The organism is Mucilaginibacter sp. OK283 (genome assembly GCF_900110415.1).
Taxonomy (GTDB): Bacteria; Bacteroidota; Bacteroidia; order Sphingobacteriales; family Sphingobacteriaceae; genus Mucilaginibacter.
Map to the genome: position 1 here is coordinate 147,037 of NZ_FODR01000003.1, position 18,311 is coordinate 165,347.

An 18,311-nucleotide genomic window follows, 5' to 3' on the forward strand; every position below is an offset into this window, starting at 1 on the left:
TTGTACTAAAGGTATATAAATATTTAAGCAAAAAATAATTTTGACAGCAATGAAACTACAGCATTGTCCCCTTCATGAAAATTATGGCAACTGTAAAATAGATGATCAGGCCGGTAACATCTACCAATGTGGCCACAAACGGGGCGGAAGAGGTTGCAGGGTCGGCGCCGCATTTTTTGAGTATCAATGGCAGCATTGAGCCAGCTAATGATCCCCATAAAACTACCCCTACAAGGGCGCTGCCAACGGTAAAACCTACCAGGATCCAATGAGGGCCATAGACAGGCGAAAACAGGTGCCAGATGTAGATTCGGGCAAAACCAATAACGCCTAAGGTTGCGCCCAGCATCAGGCCCGACATGATTTCGCGGCGCATCACCAACCACCAGTCGGCAACGGTAACTTCGCCCAGGGCCATGGCCTGTATAATAAGGGTTGATGCCTGCGAGCCGCCGTTTCCACCGCTTGATATGATGAGGGGAATAAACAGGGCCAGTACCACCGCTTTTTCAATCGAGCCCTCAAAATAGCCCATAGCTGTAGCGGTAAGCATTTCGCCAAGAAACAGGATGATAAGCCATCCAACGCGTTTTTTTACCAGCCGGAATAAGTTGATATCAAGGTACGGCTCATCAAGAGCTTCGGTACCACCTATTTTTTGAATATCTTCTGTGTATTCTTCATTAGCTATCCATAAAATGTCATCTACAGTTACTATGCCCAACAAAATATTCTCTTTATCAACAACCGGCAAAGCTGTGCGGTTATTCATTCTAAAAATATTGATAGCTTCTTCTTGCGGGTCGCTGGCGCTTAGGGCTATCAGGCGGCCGTCCATCAGGTCAGATACCTTGGTTTCGGGTTTTACCAATAGTATTTCGCGGATACGGATATCATCCAGTAAAATTCCATTTTCGTCAATAACATAAATTACATCGATGGTTTCGGAGTTTTTACCGTACCGGCGGATGTGCGACAACACCCTTGTAACATCCCAGTTTTTTTTAACGGCGATATAATCGGGTGTCATCAAACGCCCAACGCTATCTTCTTCGTAACCTAAAAGCGACAATGCCTCTTTACGGTTTTCTGGTGATAAATGAAGGATCAGTTTTTTAACAGCGTCGCCATGCAATTCGGCAAAAAGGGCGGTACGGTCATCCGGGGGGAGTTCGTTAACCAATTCGGCAACCCTTGGGCCCGATAGCTTTTTAATGATGCGCTCCTGCGTAGGGAAATCCAGGATACGGAATACATTAACGGCGCGGTTAAGCGAAAGTATTTCGATAAATAAAGGGCCGTGTTCAGGAAGTTCATCAATCAGTTCTTCAACATCCGATATATTAAGGCTGTTCAAATATTCCTGTAATTGGGTATTGTCTTCCTGTTCCAGTAACAATTCTATTTGCTCAACCATCTCTTCCATATAAATGCCCTCGTTTTTACATCGTATTATTAATGTGATCCTGTTTTTTAACGAGGGCAAAAGTCGTTTATTTTTTCAAATAATCGGGCAAAAAATTCTGTTATCTTTGCAGCCTTTTGGTCGATAGTCCATAGACCATAGTCGATGGAAAGTATAGGCCTAATAGTCAACTTTAACCATGGTCAATGGACCATAGACTATGGACAAATTTTAAATTTAAAACAATGGGTTTACAATGTGGGATAGTAGGTTTGCCAAATGTTGGGAAATCAACACTTTTTAATTGCTTATCAAATGCCAAGGCGCAGGCGGCTAACTTTCCGTTTTGCACCATCGAGCCAAACGTGGGCGTAATTACTGTGCCGGATGAGCGTTTAACAAAGCTTACCGAAATAGTTCAGCCCAAAAACATAGTGCCAAACGTTATCGAGATTGTAGATATTGCCGGCCTGGTAAAAGGTGCCAGCAAAGGCGAGGGCTTGGGTAACCAGTTTTTGGCCAACATTCGTGCTACTAATGCTATTATCCACGTATTGCGCTGCTTTGATAACGATAACGTGATTCATGTTGACGGCTCGGTTGACCCAATACGCGATAAAGAGATTATCGATACCGAATTGCAGCTAAAGGATTTAGACTCAATAGAGAAAAAGATTCAGAAAGTTGAAAAAATGGCCAAAACAGGTGGCGACAAAGAGGCTAAAAAAACCTTTGATGTTTTAACCGTTTATAAAAACCATTTGCTTCAAGGCAAGTCGGCCCGTACAGCACCGGTTGCCGAAGAAGACAAAGAATATATTGCCGACATATGGCTTCTTACCGCCAAACCGGTAATGTACGTTTGTAATGTTGACGAGGGATCTGTAAGTACAGGTAATGCTTACGTTGAACAGGTGAAAGCCGCCGTAGCTGAAGAGAAAGCCGAAGTGTTGATTATATCGGCACAAATTGAAGCGGAGATAGCAGAGTTGGAATCATACGAAGAGCGCCAGATGTTTTTAAACGATTTGGGGCTGACAGAATCGGGCGTTAACAAACTGATAAAAGCTGCTTACCGTTTGCTAAACCTGGCCACCTATTTTACAGCCGGTGTACAGGAAGTACGTGCCTGGACAATTACCCAGGGCTTTACAGCACCGCAGGCAGCCGGCGTTATCCATACCGATTTTGAAAAAGGCTTTATCCGCGCCGAAGTTATTAAATACGACGACTTTGTGAAATTTAACGGTGTAGAAGCTACCATAAAAGAGAACGGTAAATTGGGCATCGAGGGTAAAACCTACATTGTGCAGGATGGCGATATTATGCACTTCAGGTTTAATGTTTAGTTGGGGAAAGAGCCAAGAGATTAGAATCAAGAATTAAGACAGCTACATGCTACGGAGGCTGATGGGAGGTGGGCAACACTATGTCATTGCCTTTTGCCTATCTGAAAATACTGAAAAAAGCAGTAATAACGCATTGAGACTCAATAATAGCCATATTGACTTGCAAGCACGTCATGATAAGGGATGAAGCGAAGAAATCGCGAACTGCGCAGATCCACTCTGTAAAGCCTGCTATTGCTTCGTGCCCCAATGTTGGGTCAGTATGGAAAAAAATATTTTGAGAAAGTAGAAATATATCTTGTTTTTCGCTAATTATCGCCGGTAATTATATCGGAGTGGTACCAATTTACAAATATCAATCCGAATGTTTTTGTTATCCTTTGAACCTCGTCTATCGTAAAATCAGAAAACTCATGGATGCCCAAATCTGTTACCGTTTCATTATCTAAAATGCCATAAAATGTTGTATTGTCGGTTTTAAATGTAAATCCGTTTAAAACAAATCCTTGATTATTGATTAATTTCAAACTTCCCACATTATCAATATTCAATATTTTTTTAAGTACCGTAAAGTCTACATTTAAATTAGGTTTCCCAATTACGTCCCTTACATGGCATTTAGTAAAGGCGTTCATGAAATCATCAATTCTTTTACAATGATTTGCTCTGATATCATTTATTTTAGATATTTCAATATCAATTAGAGGGAATGAAGATATATTGAGAAACTCGTTTTGTCGCCAGTCATCTTCTGTAATTAATATTTCAAAATTATTAAACAACGGCTTTTCACTAATGCCTGGTAATTCATTTGATATAGATGGTAAGGTAAATAAGATGTCTGAAGTATTCAATTTTTCAACTTTCCTCATTTTTAAAATAAGGCTTTTAGATTTAATGAAATCAGTCGAATTTACCGGAATAGCCTCTGTTATTCTCCATTCAGCACCCTCCAATGTCATTGTAGTTTCAACATTAAAGCTACTGGGAAGTTGGTTAGGCAGCATTTCGGAAACGCCTATAATCTTCTGATTTAAATCGTCAAAAAACTGAACCCTTATTTTTTCATTTCTCCCAAAAAGCTTTTTAAACAACTCCATATTGGTAAACAATATATCACTATATTTTAATAAGTTAATCCCAAAAAAGATTTTCTTCGGCAAGACATGCGAAATTGTCAATAGTTAACGGTTTTAAATTGTTGTGCACAATAGCTGAACGACTTACCTCTGACACTGGCGCTCTACTTTTGCGGCTTTTGCAAAATAGTGACCTCTAAGCAACTTCGTCAAAACCTCCTGCCGATAATGATTTTAACAATCGCTTTATCGGTATTTGAAGTAAATCCATAGCCTATGCCACCGTTAACCTCCCATTTGGGGTCGAAGTTGACGTCGGTTGCTACAAATAGTTGGTGGTCCTGTTGTTTAAATGCATCATAATGAAAAAATGGCCCGGTACTTCCATAATATTCTAATCCAAGCGCCACAATTTTGGTTACATCGTAACTACCTTTTACATTGGGCGAGAAGGTAAACCCACGGTTAACATCGGGGCCGGCGAAGCTTTTCTCTAATGTAGGGTTTACAGAAATATATAATTTGTTCCATTTTTTATCCACAATAGGCCTTATTTCCAGTGTGCTTGTATTGGCAGAGAACGCGCTTTTTTGAAACCCAAATTCGGTTGAGATACTTACACCTACAGGCCAGTTCCAGCTTTGTGGGGCTGCTACCCTTGGCCGAATGTGCGAGCCTACGTACGCAGTGCGCCCGCCATCACCTATTGAGTTGAAAAAATAAAAGCCGGTTTCAAACCATGGGGTCCAGCCATGGGTTATCTCGATAGTTTCATGTACAACATGGTTGGTTGGTAATTCGCCATTGGTAGCTGTGTTACTTCCGTTAATGGTATAATTGCTATGAAGCTCCACCATGGTATTGCCTTTTTCTACCGTTTCTGAACCATATACCTGGATTTCGTAATTGTCCTGCGCTTTAAGTCGCAGGGTGATAAAGGCAAAGGCCAGTAAGCATAAATATTTCATTGACTTTGTACTTTTATAATGTACGCCAACGGCATACACGATAAAACTATAATGACAATCTGAAGCAAAACTGTAGTTAGCTGCTAAATGCTTATTGTATCACTAAGGTGACAAAACACCATCTAAAACGTAATTACAAAAGCGTGTAAACCCCTTTCGTGATAATAATGGATGGTGTAGTCGTAATGCTGGCAAATGTTTTTTACCAACGTTAACCCCAGGCCGGTGCCTTGCGATTCTTTACCTTTTTGAAATCGCTCAAAAATCAGGTCGGTGTTTAAAGGATTAGCACCCCCGCTGTTTTTTATCGATAACAAATGCGCTGTTAATTGGATAATAACTATTCCACCGGTAATGTTATGCCTGATAGCGTTGCCGAACAGGTTGTTTAACAAAATATCAACCAGGTATTTGCTGGCTAATATCTGCTTAGGTTCAAGTTGGTGCTGAAACAAAAGATTTTTGCTTTGCATCAATTCCTGAAATTGCTGCATCTTTTCGGCCAGCATAATGTCAAGCTCAATGGGTTCTTCCTCGGTTATGAGTTTGTTTTCCAACTTGGCAAGCAGCAACAATGAATTGTTAAGCCGGCTTGATTTATTAATTGAGCTATAAATATCTGTTATTTGTGCCAGCTGATCGGCACCCAAAGTTTCGTCCTGGATCAGTGTATCCAGTTTGGTTGTTACAACGGCCAGCGGTGTCATCATTTCATGCGATGCATTCTCTGTAAACTGTTTCAGTTTCAGGTAATCGTGCGTTACCCTTAACGACATTTCCCTGATCGCTTCATTTAGTTCGGTAAATTCATCCACCAGGCTTGGTTTTCCGGTAAATTGGTCAACATCAGCAATATTAAATTGCTTTATTTCCTTTAAAGTTAGCCGGAAAGGTTTCCAAAGGTCGTTAAGCAGGTATTTATTTGTTATAAAGAGCACAGCCAGCAGGCCGGCAAGCAGGGTAAGGGTAATAATAGTTATAACCTCAATAAGATACTTTTGGCCGGCCCTGGAAATGGTGATAACCACCTTGTAGTAGTTGTTATTGTTTACTTTAACCAGGTCTTCCACCGCGCGGCCGGGCTCTGCCCGTTGTTCCTTAGGGTTAAAATAAGTGGTATCAAAAAAACGCTTTTGCAATTGCTGCCGGTTTGTTTTTACAAATATGGCATGATCCCTGTCCAGGTCATACAATTGCGGGTTCTGGTCATTACTCCTGGCGTATTCTTCCGCTTCAGTTAATTGTTGCTGGAGGCCCCGGTCAAGCTGTTGCTGCGCTATATAGTTAATTGCAAAATAATAAATAACCGCCCCAAACAGTAAAACCGTTAGGGTGATATATACACTTGTCCGGGTGTAATGCTCAGATAGTTTCATGTACTCACAAATTTGTAACCAAGGCCGTATATCGATGTCAGATAATCTTTACCACCGGCATCCAGCAATTTCCTGCGCAGGTTTTTGATATGGGTGTAAATGAAATCGAAGTTATCATGCATATCCATCTCATCCCCCCAAAGGTGCTCGGCAATGGCATTTTTGGATATTACTTTGCCCTTATTAGCAATAAAATAAAGCAGCATTTCATACTCCTTACGTGTAAGTATGATGGCGTTATCGTTAACTTCAACCGTTCTGCCCGGTATGTCAATTGATATTTCATTAAATACCACTTTGTTATTGGTATTTAATGCTTTCCGGCGGTATACAGCCATTAAGCGCGCTTTTAACTCGGCAAGATGAAATGGTTTGGTCAGGTAGTCATCGGCACCCAGGTTTAGCCCCTTCAGTTTATCATCTAATGAGTTTCGGGCCGAAATGATCAGCACAGCCTCGTTCTTGTGGTGGGCTCTTAAAAATTCAAGCACACCTAAACCTTGCCCGTCGGGTAAGCCTATATCCAAAAGCACGCAATCATAGTCATAGTCTGCTAATCTTTGCAGTGCCGTAGTCAGTCCGCCACAGCTTTCGCATATATTGCCGTCAACATTCAGGTAGCTGGTGATGTTTTCACGTAAGCTTTGCTCGTCTTCTATTACCAGGATTTTCAATTCGGTTTTTGTTCAAAGATAAAATGCGAAATTGAAGATAAACTGAAGTACGCATACCCATTTGCGGATAAAGATGTAGTAACTACAGATTTGCTTCATATTCTTGTGGTAATTTACAAAAAAAACAGCCTCAAAACGTCACTATACTGTTATCATCCAAAAAGATAAATCCTCCTTTATAACAATGCAGAAGGTACGGGCAGATCAAATTGGTTTGATAAATGGAATTGATTATCTTTTGGGCAAAACAGGCAGCTAAATAAAATTAACATGGCAATTATCGAACCTATCCGTGAAGATGTTACCCATCCGGGACATATCAAAAAATATTCGGCGCCCCTTCGCCTTTGGCATTGGGTTAATGCCATTGTCATCAGTGGTTCGCTGCTTACCGTACTAATCAATGCGACTATTACCGACAGAAGGCCGGTAACAGCACTGGTTAAAGATGAGTTAAAACACGCGGGTGCCGTAGTAACCGACGACCAGGCCGGCTCTGTTGCCCATGCACTTGGCGATAGCGTATGGAGTATTCATACCTATTTTGGATATGGCTTGGCTGTTTTATTATTATTTAGGCTGGTGCTGGAGTTTTTTCAGTTGGCCGATCAAAAATTCATTGGCAAAATAAAAGGCGCTTACCGGCAATTTCAAACTATCAAAAAGGAAAGAGAGCTGGCGAGGCACGAACTTGCTGTGAAAAGCATTTACGCGGTGTTTTATTTGCTGCTTATTATTATGGCTGTAACCGGTTTATTCCTGGCTTTTGAAGATCTGCTGGCGCCATTCAAATCTATCAGGCACAGTGTTAAAGATGTTCATGGCTTTTGCATGTACCTTATTATTGCATTTATTGTTGTTCATATTGCAGGCGTTTTCCTGGCCGAGCGAAAAGATGACGGCAAAGGCATTGTTTCGGATATGATCAACGGAGGTAAATCATAGTGTCGTGACGGATAGTCTTTAGCCCAAAGTCTTGAGTTCTAAGTCAAAAATGAAAATTCAGACTTAGGACTTCAGACTTAACAATAGTACGTTTGTTATTTTCCGGTAATTAACCTTGCCATCAGGAAAGCGGCCCCGGCGGCAAGTGCGCCAATTATTACTACTTTAAAAGCGCCGCTTAATGCCGGCTGGCCTGTCATTTTACTTTTAAAATAACCAAATATGAACAGGCATATCAGCGTGACACCGCAAGAGTAATATAAAGCCTCCTGGGCATGGTCGATAATGATATAAGGAGATAAAGGGATAATGCCGCCAACAATGTAGGACAAGCCAATGGTAATGGCGCTTTTGGCTGCGCGGTTTGCATTGGGTTCTTCAAGGCCAAGTTCATAACGCATCATGAATTCCACCCATTGCTTTTTGTCTTTGGCAAGTTCATCGGCAATTTGCCGTTGCAATGGTTCAGATAGACCGAACCCCGCGAATACTTCCATTACTTCGGCTTTTTCCTGCTCGGGTAGTTTCTCTACTTCCTCATACTCCCGTTTTAATTCAGATTGGTAATGGTCTACTTCCGTGCGCCCGGCAAGGTAACCGCCTAAGCCCATGGCAATTGATCCGGCAACAATCTCGGCAATACCCGCAGTTACTACAAGGGTTGACGAACTGATGGCTCCGCTTAAACCTGCCGCCAAAGCGAAAGGAACCGTTAAACCATCGGACATACCGATAACAATGTCCCTAATGGTTTCCGAACTGGTTACATGGTGTTCATGATGCATTTGCGCTTTTTTTTTTAATAACGAATATACTATTGTTAAATAATAGTAGTAAGGCTGAATTATAAGTTAGAATTATTCTTGATTTAGAACCTAAAGGTTTCGACCAATTCTGTTCATGTTTTGAGGGTGGCAAACTAAACCGTGTTAGCTTGTCATTTTGCTGTTACTATGGAAATGCCAAAGGACTACTCTTTTTTGAATAGTCCTTTGTTTAAATATCAAACGATAATTAGTGCTCCCGACGAGATTCGAACTCATATCGATGGTACCGGAAACCATAATTCTATCCATTGAACTACGGGAGCAGCGGCGCAAATATATAAAATTGATTTAATCCTTTTATCGTATTCCGTTTTCTTTTAACAACAGGGAAGAGCCAAATGAATTATGAAACGGGAATTACGATTCTTTAAGGTTGGTGCATACGAAAAGCTAATTAACCAAACCGCGGATACTTTCATAATACGCATCGCTCACCGGCAATTCAATATCCGTTAGTTGCGCCTTACGATTTTGGATGGATTTTATTTTACTTACAGGTACAATATAGCTGCGATGAATACGCTGAAATTTATCAGCGGGCAGCTTTTTCAACACTTCCTTTAATGTCATTAAAGTAAATACCGGTTTGTCGCCGGTTAAGTGAATCCGGATGTAGTTTTCCATACTTTCAATGTACTCAATGGCACTCAGGTCAATCTTCACAATCCGGTATTCAGAATGGACGTACAGGCTTTCGTCTGTAGTATTCAATTTTTCATTTGCCCGGTTCTTATATTGATAAAACGCAAGGGCTTTTTCTATAGCCCTGGTAAAACGTTCAAATTCTATTGGTTTTTCAACAAAATCTACCGCCTCCAGTTGAAAGCCTTCATAGGCATAGTTGCGGTAGGAGGTGGTGAAAATAACCATGGGTTTTACAGGCAGCGACCTTAAGAGGTCGATACCCGAGATATCGGGCATGTTGATATCCAAAAAAAGGAGGTCGACCGCCGTGTTTTTTAAGAATTCGGCCGCCGAAATTGCGTCTTCGAATGTTTTGATGAGTTGCAGTTTGGGAAACCGCGATACATATTCGCCAATAAGCCGTAACGCTAAAGGTTCATCATCAATGGCTATGCACTTAAGGATCATGGTTAAGTTGGTAAAGTTAGCTGAACAATGTACTCCTGGTTATCGTTGCTGATATTTAATAAATACCTGCCGGTATATAAATGTTCTAAACGTTTACGAGTGTTTTTGATGCCTATGCCGGTGCTGTGGTTATCGCCGTTACTTAAACCGAATATCCGGTTTTTACAATAAAAGTACAGGGCAGTTTCGCTGATAACCAATTTGATTTGAATAGTTGTGCTTTCATGTTTGCTAACACCGTATTTGAAAACATTTTCAATAAAAGTCATTAGCAGCAGGGGGGCTATTTGTTTTCCATCTATGTCGCCGTCTACCTCAAAATTAACAGCGGTAAGGTTGCCGGTGCGTAAACGCTGTAGTTCAATATAGCTGGCTATACAATCAACCTCGCGCTGCAGTGGTGCAAAATTCCCGGTTACATCTTCGGTAACGTAACGCATGATTTTTGAAAGTCGCAAAACGCTGTCGGCTGCATGATCGTCCCTGGTTAAAACCAGCGTATAAATATTGTTCATGGTATTGAACAAAAAATGCGGATTGATTTGTGCTTTCAAAAAAGAGAGCTCGGCGGTCGCTTTATCCGCTTCGGCGCGGGCGGCCCTTTGCTCGGTAAGCAGCCATTCCCGGATAGTTTTAATGGCCGTACTAAAGGCTATTACCGTAAAAAAAATAAAGAAACTGGTAATATCCAACGGCTGCCCAAACGGCGACCGGCTTAAAGGTCTATCGCGATAGGATGGCAAGTTGGGGTTTCGTCCCGGAGGCTCCACGGGCTGATAATTCACGTTGCCGGGCCCATTGAAAGGTGGCCGGTTATTAGGCCGCCGGCTGTCGTCCTCTTTTTCCCTGATATGCAGCAAGCGGTCAAATGGCCTGATGCAGTAAACACCGAAGAACAGGGAAAAAACAGCAATTCCAAAGAAAATATGTTTTTTACGGAGCAGCAGCCGCGGAACAAAAAAGTAGGCGTTGCTGTAAAAAACCACCATAAAAGTAAGTCCGAATAACCAATAGTCGGGGCTTTGCAAAAGGACGATGTCACCGTCAAAGCTGCCGCCTCTATGCAGAAATATGAGCGGGATGGCCATGAGCATAACCCAGCCGGCAAAATGCAGGATGATGGAAATAGCTTTAATTTTTGACATAGAGGTAAAGTAACACAATCAGTCCGGCATGAAAATAAAAACATCGGTGATTGACTTGAATGTATAGATGAAATGGCAAATATACAGTTTAACAGTTGTTTTCCCCCTTATTGACCCCGGCAACATGACTTGAAATTATACAGGGTTTGAGCAACAATAGCCCACTCACCACTAAAAAAAGGCCATTCATCTATACACCCTGTTTTAAATTATGGTTTGCCGCTACGTTTACGCTGGGTTTAAAAAACACCTGTGTATTTATCAATTTAACAAATAGTTAACTCATGAAAACTAAATTATTTATCTTATTACCGGCCATCAGCCTAAGCGTATTGCTGGTGATCCAGGCCTGCAAAAAAAGCAGCAGCGATTCCGGCACCACTACAACTACGGCGTCTGTAAGTGCTTTAACTTGTGCCAGCGCAACAATTTCAGGAACGGCTTATGCGTCAACTGCATTTACCGGAACAGCAACGGTTCCGTATACGGGCGGAAACGGGAAAACTTATGCCGCGGGTACCGCTATCTCATCAACGGGGGTTACCGGGCTAACAGCAACTTTAGCCGCTGGTACATTAGCCAGCGGGGCGGGCAACATTACCTATGCTATTGCAGGTACACCAGCGTCGAGCGGTACTGCTTCTTTTGCTATTACCTTCGGCGGGCAAACGTGCAGTTTTGCAGTTACTGTAAATGCCGCAAGTACAACAACCACAGGGTGCTCTACATCGGCCACCACCGCATCAAAAGTAGTATGCTTAGCCAATGCTTTTTTAGCAACGCTTACCACTGCGCAGCAGTCAACTGTTGTACTTACGCTGAACCTTACCAATGCCAAAAGATGGTCGAATCTGCCATGTGGGGTTTCGTGCAGAAACGGATTAGCATTTAGCAGCTTAACCGCCACACAATTAGCGGCTGCAAAAGCTGTTGCAGCGGCAGCCTTCGGTACAAGTAGCGGTGAAGGTTATGACGAGTTTTCACAAATTATGGCGGCCGATGATTACCTGGGGCAAACTGCTTCCGGCTATTCTTCAGGTAACTATATTATCGCATTTTTGGGAACCCCAAGTACAACCGGAAAGTGGATGCTACAGATTGGTGGCCACCATTACGCGCAAAATATTACTTATGACGCAGGCAGTGTTACCAGCATTACACCTTTGCACCAGGGAGTAGAACCAAAAGGATCATTTACTTTAAGCGGAACTACTTATAGCGGCCCGCTGGAATCAGAGCATACGGCAATGCAGGAAATGCTGGGCTCTTTCACAAGTACAGAGCTGGCTTCGGCAAAAATATCCAGTACTTTTTCCGACTGTTTGATGGTACCTGGTTCAACCACCAATACATTCCCAACCACCAAACAGGGAATTAAAGTAAGCGCGTTGAGCAGTGCGGCACAGGCAAAAGTGCTGGCAGCCATGATGCCATGGATCAACGATGTGGACGCTACTGCCGCCGCCGCCTTTACTACAATTTATCAAAATGAGCTTGCAGATACATATGTTACATATGCCAGCAATACCTCTGCCGTTGCCGGTACGGCCAGCTCATTTTTAACAACCAATACCGATTACGTCAGGATAGATGGGCCAAGTGTTTGGATAGAGTTTATTTGCCAAACAGGTGTGGTGCTTTCGGGAATTCACTACCATACTGTTATGAGGGACCATACCCGTGATTACATAGGTTTATAAAAAAAATAGAAATTATGTGTAACATTTTTTCAATAAACAGTCGCCATAAAAACAGTTGGCGGCTGTTTATTTTTGCAACTATTTTTGCTGTTACAGCATTAAGGTCAACAATTGCCGCCGCGCATCAAACGCCAAATACGCTTGTTTTTTTAGATGCAAGTCCTCATAGGGTTGCACTTGAGCTGCAAATGCCGCTATCAGAACTGGAACTTGCTTTTGGCAACAATATATCTAAAAATCCGGAAACGCTTATCGAAAAATTCGGGCCTCAATTAACAGAATACCTCAAAGCCCACATTCATGCCTACACAAAAAAAGCTACTCCATGGAATGTTGAAGTAGAAGCTTTGAGGATGGACAAAGGAAAATACATCGAGAACGGCATCGATTATTGGGAAGTAGTTGCCAGGGTAGTTATCATACCGCTGCCGGGCGAGAGTACCCGGAAGTTTATGCTCGATTATGATGTGATTATGCACCAGGTTGTTAACCATGCAGCCCTTGTTTCTATCCGCAGCGATTGGGAGGCAGGAAATTTAAATACCTCGTCGGCAGATGCAATGGTAATCAGCTGGAATACCAAAGATAACGTGATATATCCTTTGGAAATAAATTTACAGCAGGGAAGCTGGTTTAAAGGTTTCAATAGCATGCTTGCTTTAGGCATGCAGCACATCAAGGAGGGAACCGATCACCTGTTGTTCCTGATTGTGCTATTGCTGCCATCTATGCTTTTACCTGTTAAAAAGCATTGGGGTGGTTTTGGCGGCGTTAAATGCAGCCTCAGGAACTTATTAAAAATTGTAACGGCGTTTACCATCGGTCATTCTGTTACCTTGCTATTGGGAGCTTTAGGTTGGCTCAGCCTCCCCGCGCAACTGGTAGAAGTATTGATCGCCGTTTCTATCCTGGTTTCGGCGGTACATGCCATCTATCCTATATTTCCTGGCAGGGAGGCCCTGGTAGCAGCAGGTTTCGGGCTTATACACGGATTGGCATTTGCTTCGGTTTTGTCTAATCTTAATTTGACTGCCCTCACATTGACGCTAAGCATCCTTGGCTTTAATATTGGTATCGAAGTGATGCAGTTGTTTGTAATCGCCATTATCGTTCCATGGCTGATGCTGATGAGCAGGACGTTGGTTTATCCTTTTTTCAGAACCGGCGCCGCCATACTGGCTGGTGTAGCGGCTTTGGCCTGGATGGCCGAAAGGGTTTTCAATCAGCCTAACCTGATTACCCAGGTGATACTAAAATTTACCAGCTACGAATTGTGGTTAGTATTTGCTGTCGCAATATTTTCTGTTACCGCATTTCTATCGGCCCGATTTAAAAAAGCGCTGTTTGTTTAATAACCCTTTCATTTTATGCGTAGTTGCCTGCTTATCGCTGTTCTGTTAATTTGTAGCCGTCACTCGTTTTCGCAAACAAGTCATTTAACAGGCAGGGTAATTGACAGTGCCACACAAGTTCCGTTAAAAGGTGTAACTATTATGCTGCAACCGGGGAACAAAACCGGTATTACTGATGAAACAGGCCGATTCTTTTATCAAAGCATACCTGTATCAGTTAAAACTATTTCTATAACTGCAATTGGCTATCAAAAAGAAACCTTGCTGCTAAGTGATTTCAGGAACGGACAGGTAATTGTTATTAGCCAGCAGCAAACACAGCTGAGCGATGTGATTATAACGGCCAATGCGGCCAACCCTTATAAAGTCATCAGCGAGACTGACATCAAAATGAGGGGAGTAGCTAATTCGCAGGAGATGCTGCGTATAGTGCCAGGCCTGTTCATAGGCCAGCACCAGGGCGGCGGTAAAGCCGAACAGATTTTTCTGCGCGGTTTTGATAATGACCATGGTACCGATATCAATTTGAGCGTTGATTATATGCCGGTAAATATGGTTTCGCAGGCACATGGCCAGGGTTATGCCGACAGTCATTTTATTATCCCCGAAACGATAGAAAGCACCAACTATCAAAAAGGGATGTATAATGTGGATAAAGGCGACCTGGCCGTGACCGGCTTTGTGAACTTTAACACTGCCAACGCGATTGACGCTAACCAGGTTAAAATAGAAGGCGGACAGTTTAATACCTACAGGGTGTTCGGCATGGTTAACCTGCTTGGCCAAAAAGCTAAAGCCAATAACCAGTCCTGGTATGCCGCTTCGGAATACCGGTACAGCGACAGTTATTTTGATAACCCGCAACATTTTAAACGCTTTAACTTTTTTACCAAATATCATGGCCGGCTAAACGCCAACAACTGGCTAACCGTTAGTGCATCCACTTTCTATAGCGCATGGAAAGCATCCGGGCAGATCCCGGAAAGCGCGGTAAGCGATGGCACCATCGGGTTTTACGGCGCACTTGACCCCAACGAGGGCGGAGTAACCTCGCGTACCAACTTGAACGCACAGCTTTTAACCCGGCTGTCGAATCATGACATCGTCAAAAACCAACTCTACTATTCGCGCTATAAATTTGACCTGCATACCAATTTTACATTTTACCTGGTAGATACAGTTAACGGTGACGAGATCCGTCAGCGGGAAACACGCAATTTGTATGGCTATAACGGCAGCTACCAGCATGAAGGCTATATTGGGAATACTAAACTGACAACGGAAGCGGGAATTAATACCCGGCTGGATATGACCAAAGGTTCAGAATTATCGCATACCGTCAACAACTTCACGGTTATCGATCCGGTTAAATTGGGTGATATTACCGAACTGGGTGCCGGAGCCTACCTGGGTGAAACATTTCAATTCAGTTCAAAATTCTCGATGAACGCAGGGGTAAGGTTTGATCAGTTTTATTACAGGTATAACAATAAACTGGCCACTGATAGTACGCTTAATGGTATCGGTGTGTATACCGCCAATAATAATATAGTTAGTCCCAAGCTGAATTTTTACTACCGTGTTAACGATAAAACCGAATTGTATTTATTAACCGGCAAAGGCTTCCATTCTAATGATACCCGGGTGGTAGTTGCGCAGGGAGGTTTGCAAACCCTGCCCGCAGCATATGGTGCCGATTTGGGTACGGTATTTAAACCGGCCAAAAACCTGTTGTTCAACGCTGCGTTGTGGTATAGTTACCTGCAAAAAGAATATGTATACGCAGGCGATGGAGGTTCGGTAGAATTTAGCGGCCGCACCCGCCGCATTGGTTTAGACCTGTCTGGCCGTTACCAGCCGCTTAAATCCCTGTATTTCGACGCAGATGTAAATTACGCCCACGGCAGGTCGCTGGACGACCCGGCCGGAGCAAATTATATTCCTTTAGCACCGGTTTGGAGTAGTACCGGCGGTATAAACTACACTTTTAAAAACGGCTTCAACGGCAGTTTGCGCTACCGGTATCTGGCTGACCGCGCGGCGAATGCCGACTATAGCCTGGTTGCCAAAGGTTATTTTATCAACGACCTGGTATTAAATTATACCAGGCCCAAATACGAAATTGGCTTAACCATAAATAACCTGTTTAATGTGCAGTGGAAAGAAACCCAGTTTGAAACGGTTACCCGGTTAAAAAACCAGGCACCGGTTGATGGGATTGCTTTTACTGCCGGAACCAAATTTGCAGCTTTGCTGCATCTCAGTTACTTTTTTAAATAAATTGCTTCAAACGTAATTTTGATTTTTGCCGAAAAGAAAAAAGCCCCGTGAGTGACGGTGGTTAAACCTGAAGATGGTATATTCTTTTATAAATACAAATTCACCATTTGCTTCCAATATCGTGGCCGGTGCGCATAATTATCCCAAATGTATAATTGGTGTGGAATGCTTTTGCCTGTAAGCAAGTCGCTAAAGTCGCGGTTGCTGTGTACAAATGGGTCTGTTTCGCCCACTGCCATAATGATCTCGATTTTACGAATGGCATCTAAAATGGCTCCATCATGCAGGTTGGCCATAAATTGCTGGGGCATATTAAAATAAATATCCTCATCGCGATAGCCATCAAACAGATCTTTAAAATCGTCTATTTGCAGCGTAAGATCAAAACGCCCGCTCATACATATTACTTTCTTGAAAACAGATGGGTGTTTCATAGCTATATTGATGGCATGGAATGATCCCATACTACACCCGGCAACTTCAAAGTAATCGCCGCCATTTTGGTTTTGCATGAAGGGTAAAACCTCGGTAAGAATGTACTGTTCGTATTGCAAATGCCGCGCTATACGTGTGGCCGGATGCACCCAGTGGTTATAAAAACTTTCGGTATCAATACTATCTACACAAAAAAGCTGCAGCTCGCCATTTTCAATTTTGGTTTGCAGCGCTTCAACTATCCCCCAGTTTTCGTAGTCATAAAACCGCGCCATCCGGGTGGGAAAAAATAACACGGCCCTGCCTGCATGACCAAATACCAATAGCTCCATAGTACGATGTAAATTGGCGCTAAACCATTTGTGGTATCCTCTGTTCATTTGTGGCCCGGCCTTTTGCTGCGAAATTTCCAAAACAAATGTTAATCAAAATTAAATAAATGGTAATGCTTATTTGTTAATATTAGCTGTAATAACCTGTTTCCATAACTGGTAACCAAGCGGGCTTAAATGCAGCCCATCGCCTACAAAATATTCTTTTTTAGGGTAGCCTTTGGCGTCAATCATCTCTTTATAGATGTTAATAAATCGCCAGTTGTTGGTATTTTTAACAATTTCGGTCTCGATAAGATTATTGGCATATTTAAATTTATCAATGATGTTCCACCGGCTAAGGCTTGGTTTTAATGAAACATAATAGCAGGGCAAATCACCAAAACGGTGATGCACTTTGGCAACCAGTTGCTGAAAAAATATAAAAACTTCTTCGGGATGGCGGCCATCGCCCAAATCGTTGTCGCCGGCGTATATTACCAGTCTTTTGGGGCTGTAGCTTTCCATTACCCGGTCAAAAAACCAAACGCAGGCAGCCAGTGTCGAGCCGCCAAAACCCAGGTTTGTGGGTTTTAATTCCTTAAAATCGTCCTTAAGGCTTGTCCACATCCTTACCGACGAACTGCCATAAAAAATAGTTTCGGGTTCGTATTCCTTGTTCCTGCTAACTTTTTCAAGCTGCTTTATATCTTCTTCGTACCAGTACATTAAACTATTTTAGTGTGTGCAATTAATTAATGGTTGTAAATTACTCAATTAATTTAATTACAGGCACAGCGCTTGCTTCAAAATGAAAATTGCAGTGCTTAGTAAAGCTCAAATTTGCGGGTATAAATCAATTTATCGGCGTAATAGATATTCAATTGCCAGGTGCCTTTTATTACTTCAAAGTCATTATCGAGTGCGTAGGTGCTTGCATCGGTTGCATTTACGGCTATATCGATTGGGTACCTTACACTTTTAAATGATTCTTTTTTCGCAGTGTCTACAATCTCTGCGGGGAAAACCCATTCAATATCTAACCTTGCAATATTGCCATGCTTTCCGGTTATTTTATATTCAACACCAAATTGGGTTCCTTTTTTAGCCTCAATTCTGTTTGTCTTTTTACCGAATACCTGATTTGCAATAATGGAATGATCACCCGATGGTGAACCAGGCATCTCTTCTTTAAAAACTGTTGTTGATGTTGCCGGGCCAAAAGTGATTTCAGTGAACTTTACCCGCGGGGCTGTTTGTTGAGCGCCAACATTTAAGCAACCCAAAAATGAAAGGAGCAAAAATGCAAACAATGTGATTTTGGTCATGATATAAGGTTATATATTTCGGGGGCAATATAGTACTTTCATATA

The 18,311-nt window shown here is 42.4% G+C and carries 16 protein-coding genes and 1 tRNA gene; 5 read left to right on the forward strand and 12 right to left on the reverse strand.

The genetic code is table 11. The features are described from left to right. Positions 1-55: 55 nt before the first annotated feature. Positions 56-1,426, reverse strand: a complete 1,371-nt coding sequence (gene mgtE / locus BMX56_RS08745) for a magnesium transporter (RefSeq protein WP_090646157.1) — start codon at positions 1,424-1,426, stop codon at positions 56-58. 224 nt (positions 1,427-1,650) lie between these two features. On the opposite strand from mgtE, the gene ychF reads away from it, so the two are divergent. Further along, a complete protein-coding gene (gene ychF / locus BMX56_RS08750) occupies positions 1,651-2,754 on the forward strand; it encodes a redox-regulated ATPase YchF (protein WP_090644633.1) in 1,104 nt (367 codons plus the stop codon). A gap of 308 nt (positions 2,755-3,062) precedes the next feature. Here the strand turns inward: ychF and BMX56_RS08755 are convergent, their stop codons facing one another. From BMX56_RS08755 to BMX56_RS08770, 4 genes are all read right to left on the reverse strand, one after another. Next, positions 3,063-3,854 carry a hypothetical protein gene (locus BMX56_RS08755; RefSeq protein ID WP_090644637.1) on the reverse strand — a complete coding sequence of 264 codons (792 nt, stop codon included), beginning with the start codon at positions 3,852-3,854 and terminating at the stop codon, positions 3,063-3,065. Positions 3,855-4,042: 188 nt separating this feature from the next. Continuing rightward, the gene (locus BMX56_RS08760; protein WP_090646160.1) at positions 4,043-4,801 is read right to left on the reverse strand and encodes a hypothetical protein; all 759 of its coding nucleotides are present in this window, start codon (positions 4,799-4,801) and stop codon (positions 4,043-4,045) included. A 122-nt stretch (positions 4,802-4,923) separates the two neighbouring features. Continuing rightward, complete coding sequence (locus BMX56_RS08765) at positions 4,924-6,177, reverse strand: sensor histidine kinase (protein WP_090644640.1); 1,254 nt, start codon at positions 6,175-6,177, stop codon at positions 4,924-4,926. Next, entirely contained in the window at positions 6,174-6,851 is a 678-nt protein-coding gene (locus tag BMX56_RS08770) for a response regulator transcription factor (RefSeq protein ID WP_090644644.1), read from the reverse strand. Before BMX56_RS08770 ends, BMX56_RS08765 begins: the two co-directional genes overlap by 4 nt. Positions 6,852-7,121: 270 nt before the next feature. Here BMX56_RS08770 and BMX56_RS08775 point away from each other — a divergent pair, with 270 nt between their 5' ends. Beyond that, on the forward strand, positions 7,122-7,796 hold the full coding sequence (locus BMX56_RS08775) for a cytochrome b/b6 domain-containing protein (protein WP_090644648.1): 675 nt from the start codon (positions 7,122-7,124) through the stop codon (positions 7,794-7,796). Between the two features lie 95 nt (positions 7,797-7,891). Here the strand turns inward: BMX56_RS08775 and BMX56_RS08780 are convergent, their stop codons facing one another. From BMX56_RS08780 to BMX56_RS08795, 4 genes are all read right to left on the reverse strand, one after another. Further along, on the reverse strand, positions 7,892-8,581 hold the full coding sequence (locus BMX56_RS08780; RefSeq protein WP_090644653.1) for a VIT1/CCC1 transporter family protein: 690 nt from the start codon (positions 8,579-8,581) through the stop codon (positions 7,892-7,894). A gap of 233 nt (positions 8,582-8,814) precedes the next feature. Beyond that, a tRNA-Arg gene (locus BMX56_RS08785) sits at positions 8,815-8,886 on the reverse strand. Positions 8,887-9,013: 127 nt separating this feature from the next. Then, complete coding sequence (locus tag BMX56_RS08790; RefSeq protein WP_090644656.1) at positions 9,014-9,715, reverse strand: LytR/AlgR family response regulator transcription factor; 702 nt, start codon at positions 9,713-9,715, stop codon at positions 9,014-9,016. 2 nt (positions 9,716-9,717) lie between these two features. After that, complete coding sequence (locus tag BMX56_RS08795; protein ID WP_090644659.1) at positions 9,718-10,860, reverse strand: sensor histidine kinase; 1,143 nt, start codon at positions 10,858-10,860, stop codon at positions 9,718-9,720. Between the two features lie 284 nt (positions 10,861-11,144). On the opposite strand from BMX56_RS08795, the gene BMX56_RS08800 reads away from it, so the two are divergent. Genes BMX56_RS08800 through BMX56_RS08810 form a run of 3 tightly spaced genes read left to right on the forward strand, consistent with a single transcriptional unit; the run spans position 11,145 to position 16,192 of the window. Continuing rightward, complete coding sequence (locus BMX56_RS08800; protein WP_090644662.1) at positions 11,145-12,560, forward strand: DUF3500 domain-containing protein; 1,416 nt, start codon at positions 11,145-11,147, stop codon at positions 12,558-12,560. 14 nt (positions 12,561-12,574) lie between these two features. Next, entirely contained in the window at positions 12,575-13,912 is a 1,338-nt protein-coding gene (locus BMX56_RS08805) for a HupE/UreJ family protein (RefSeq protein WP_090644665.1), read from the forward strand. Between the two features lie 15 nt (positions 13,913-13,927). Continuing rightward, positions 13,928-16,192 (forward strand): TonB-dependent receptor, encoded by a 2,265-nt coding sequence (locus BMX56_RS08810; RefSeq protein ID WP_090644672.1) that lies wholly within the window; start codon positions 13,928-13,930, stop codon positions 16,190-16,192. A gap of 86 nt (positions 16,193-16,278) precedes the next feature. On the opposite strand, the gene BMX56_RS08815 is transcribed toward BMX56_RS08810, so the two are convergent. The 3 genes from BMX56_RS08815 to BMX56_RS08825 all read right to left on the reverse strand — a co-directional run bounded on the left by BMX56_RS08815 (position 16,279) and on the right by BMX56_RS08825 (position 18,266). Then, positions 16,279-17,007, reverse strand: coding sequence for an esterase family protein (locus BMX56_RS08815; protein WP_177183759.1), 729 nt, complete (start codon positions 17,005-17,007; stop codon positions 16,279-16,281). Between the two features lie 69 nt (positions 17,008-17,076). Beyond that, positions 17,077-17,667 (reverse strand): GDSL-type esterase/lipase family protein, encoded by a 591-nt coding sequence (locus BMX56_RS08820; RefSeq protein ID WP_090644680.1) that lies wholly within the window; start codon positions 17,665-17,667, stop codon positions 17,077-17,079. A 98-nt stretch (positions 17,668-17,765) separates the two neighbouring features. Then, a complete protein-coding gene (locus tag BMX56_RS08825; RefSeq protein WP_090644683.1) occupies positions 17,766-18,266 on the reverse strand; it encodes a DUF3859 domain-containing protein in 501 nt (166 codons plus the stop codon). Between the last annotated feature and the right edge of the window lie 45 nt (positions 18,267-18,311).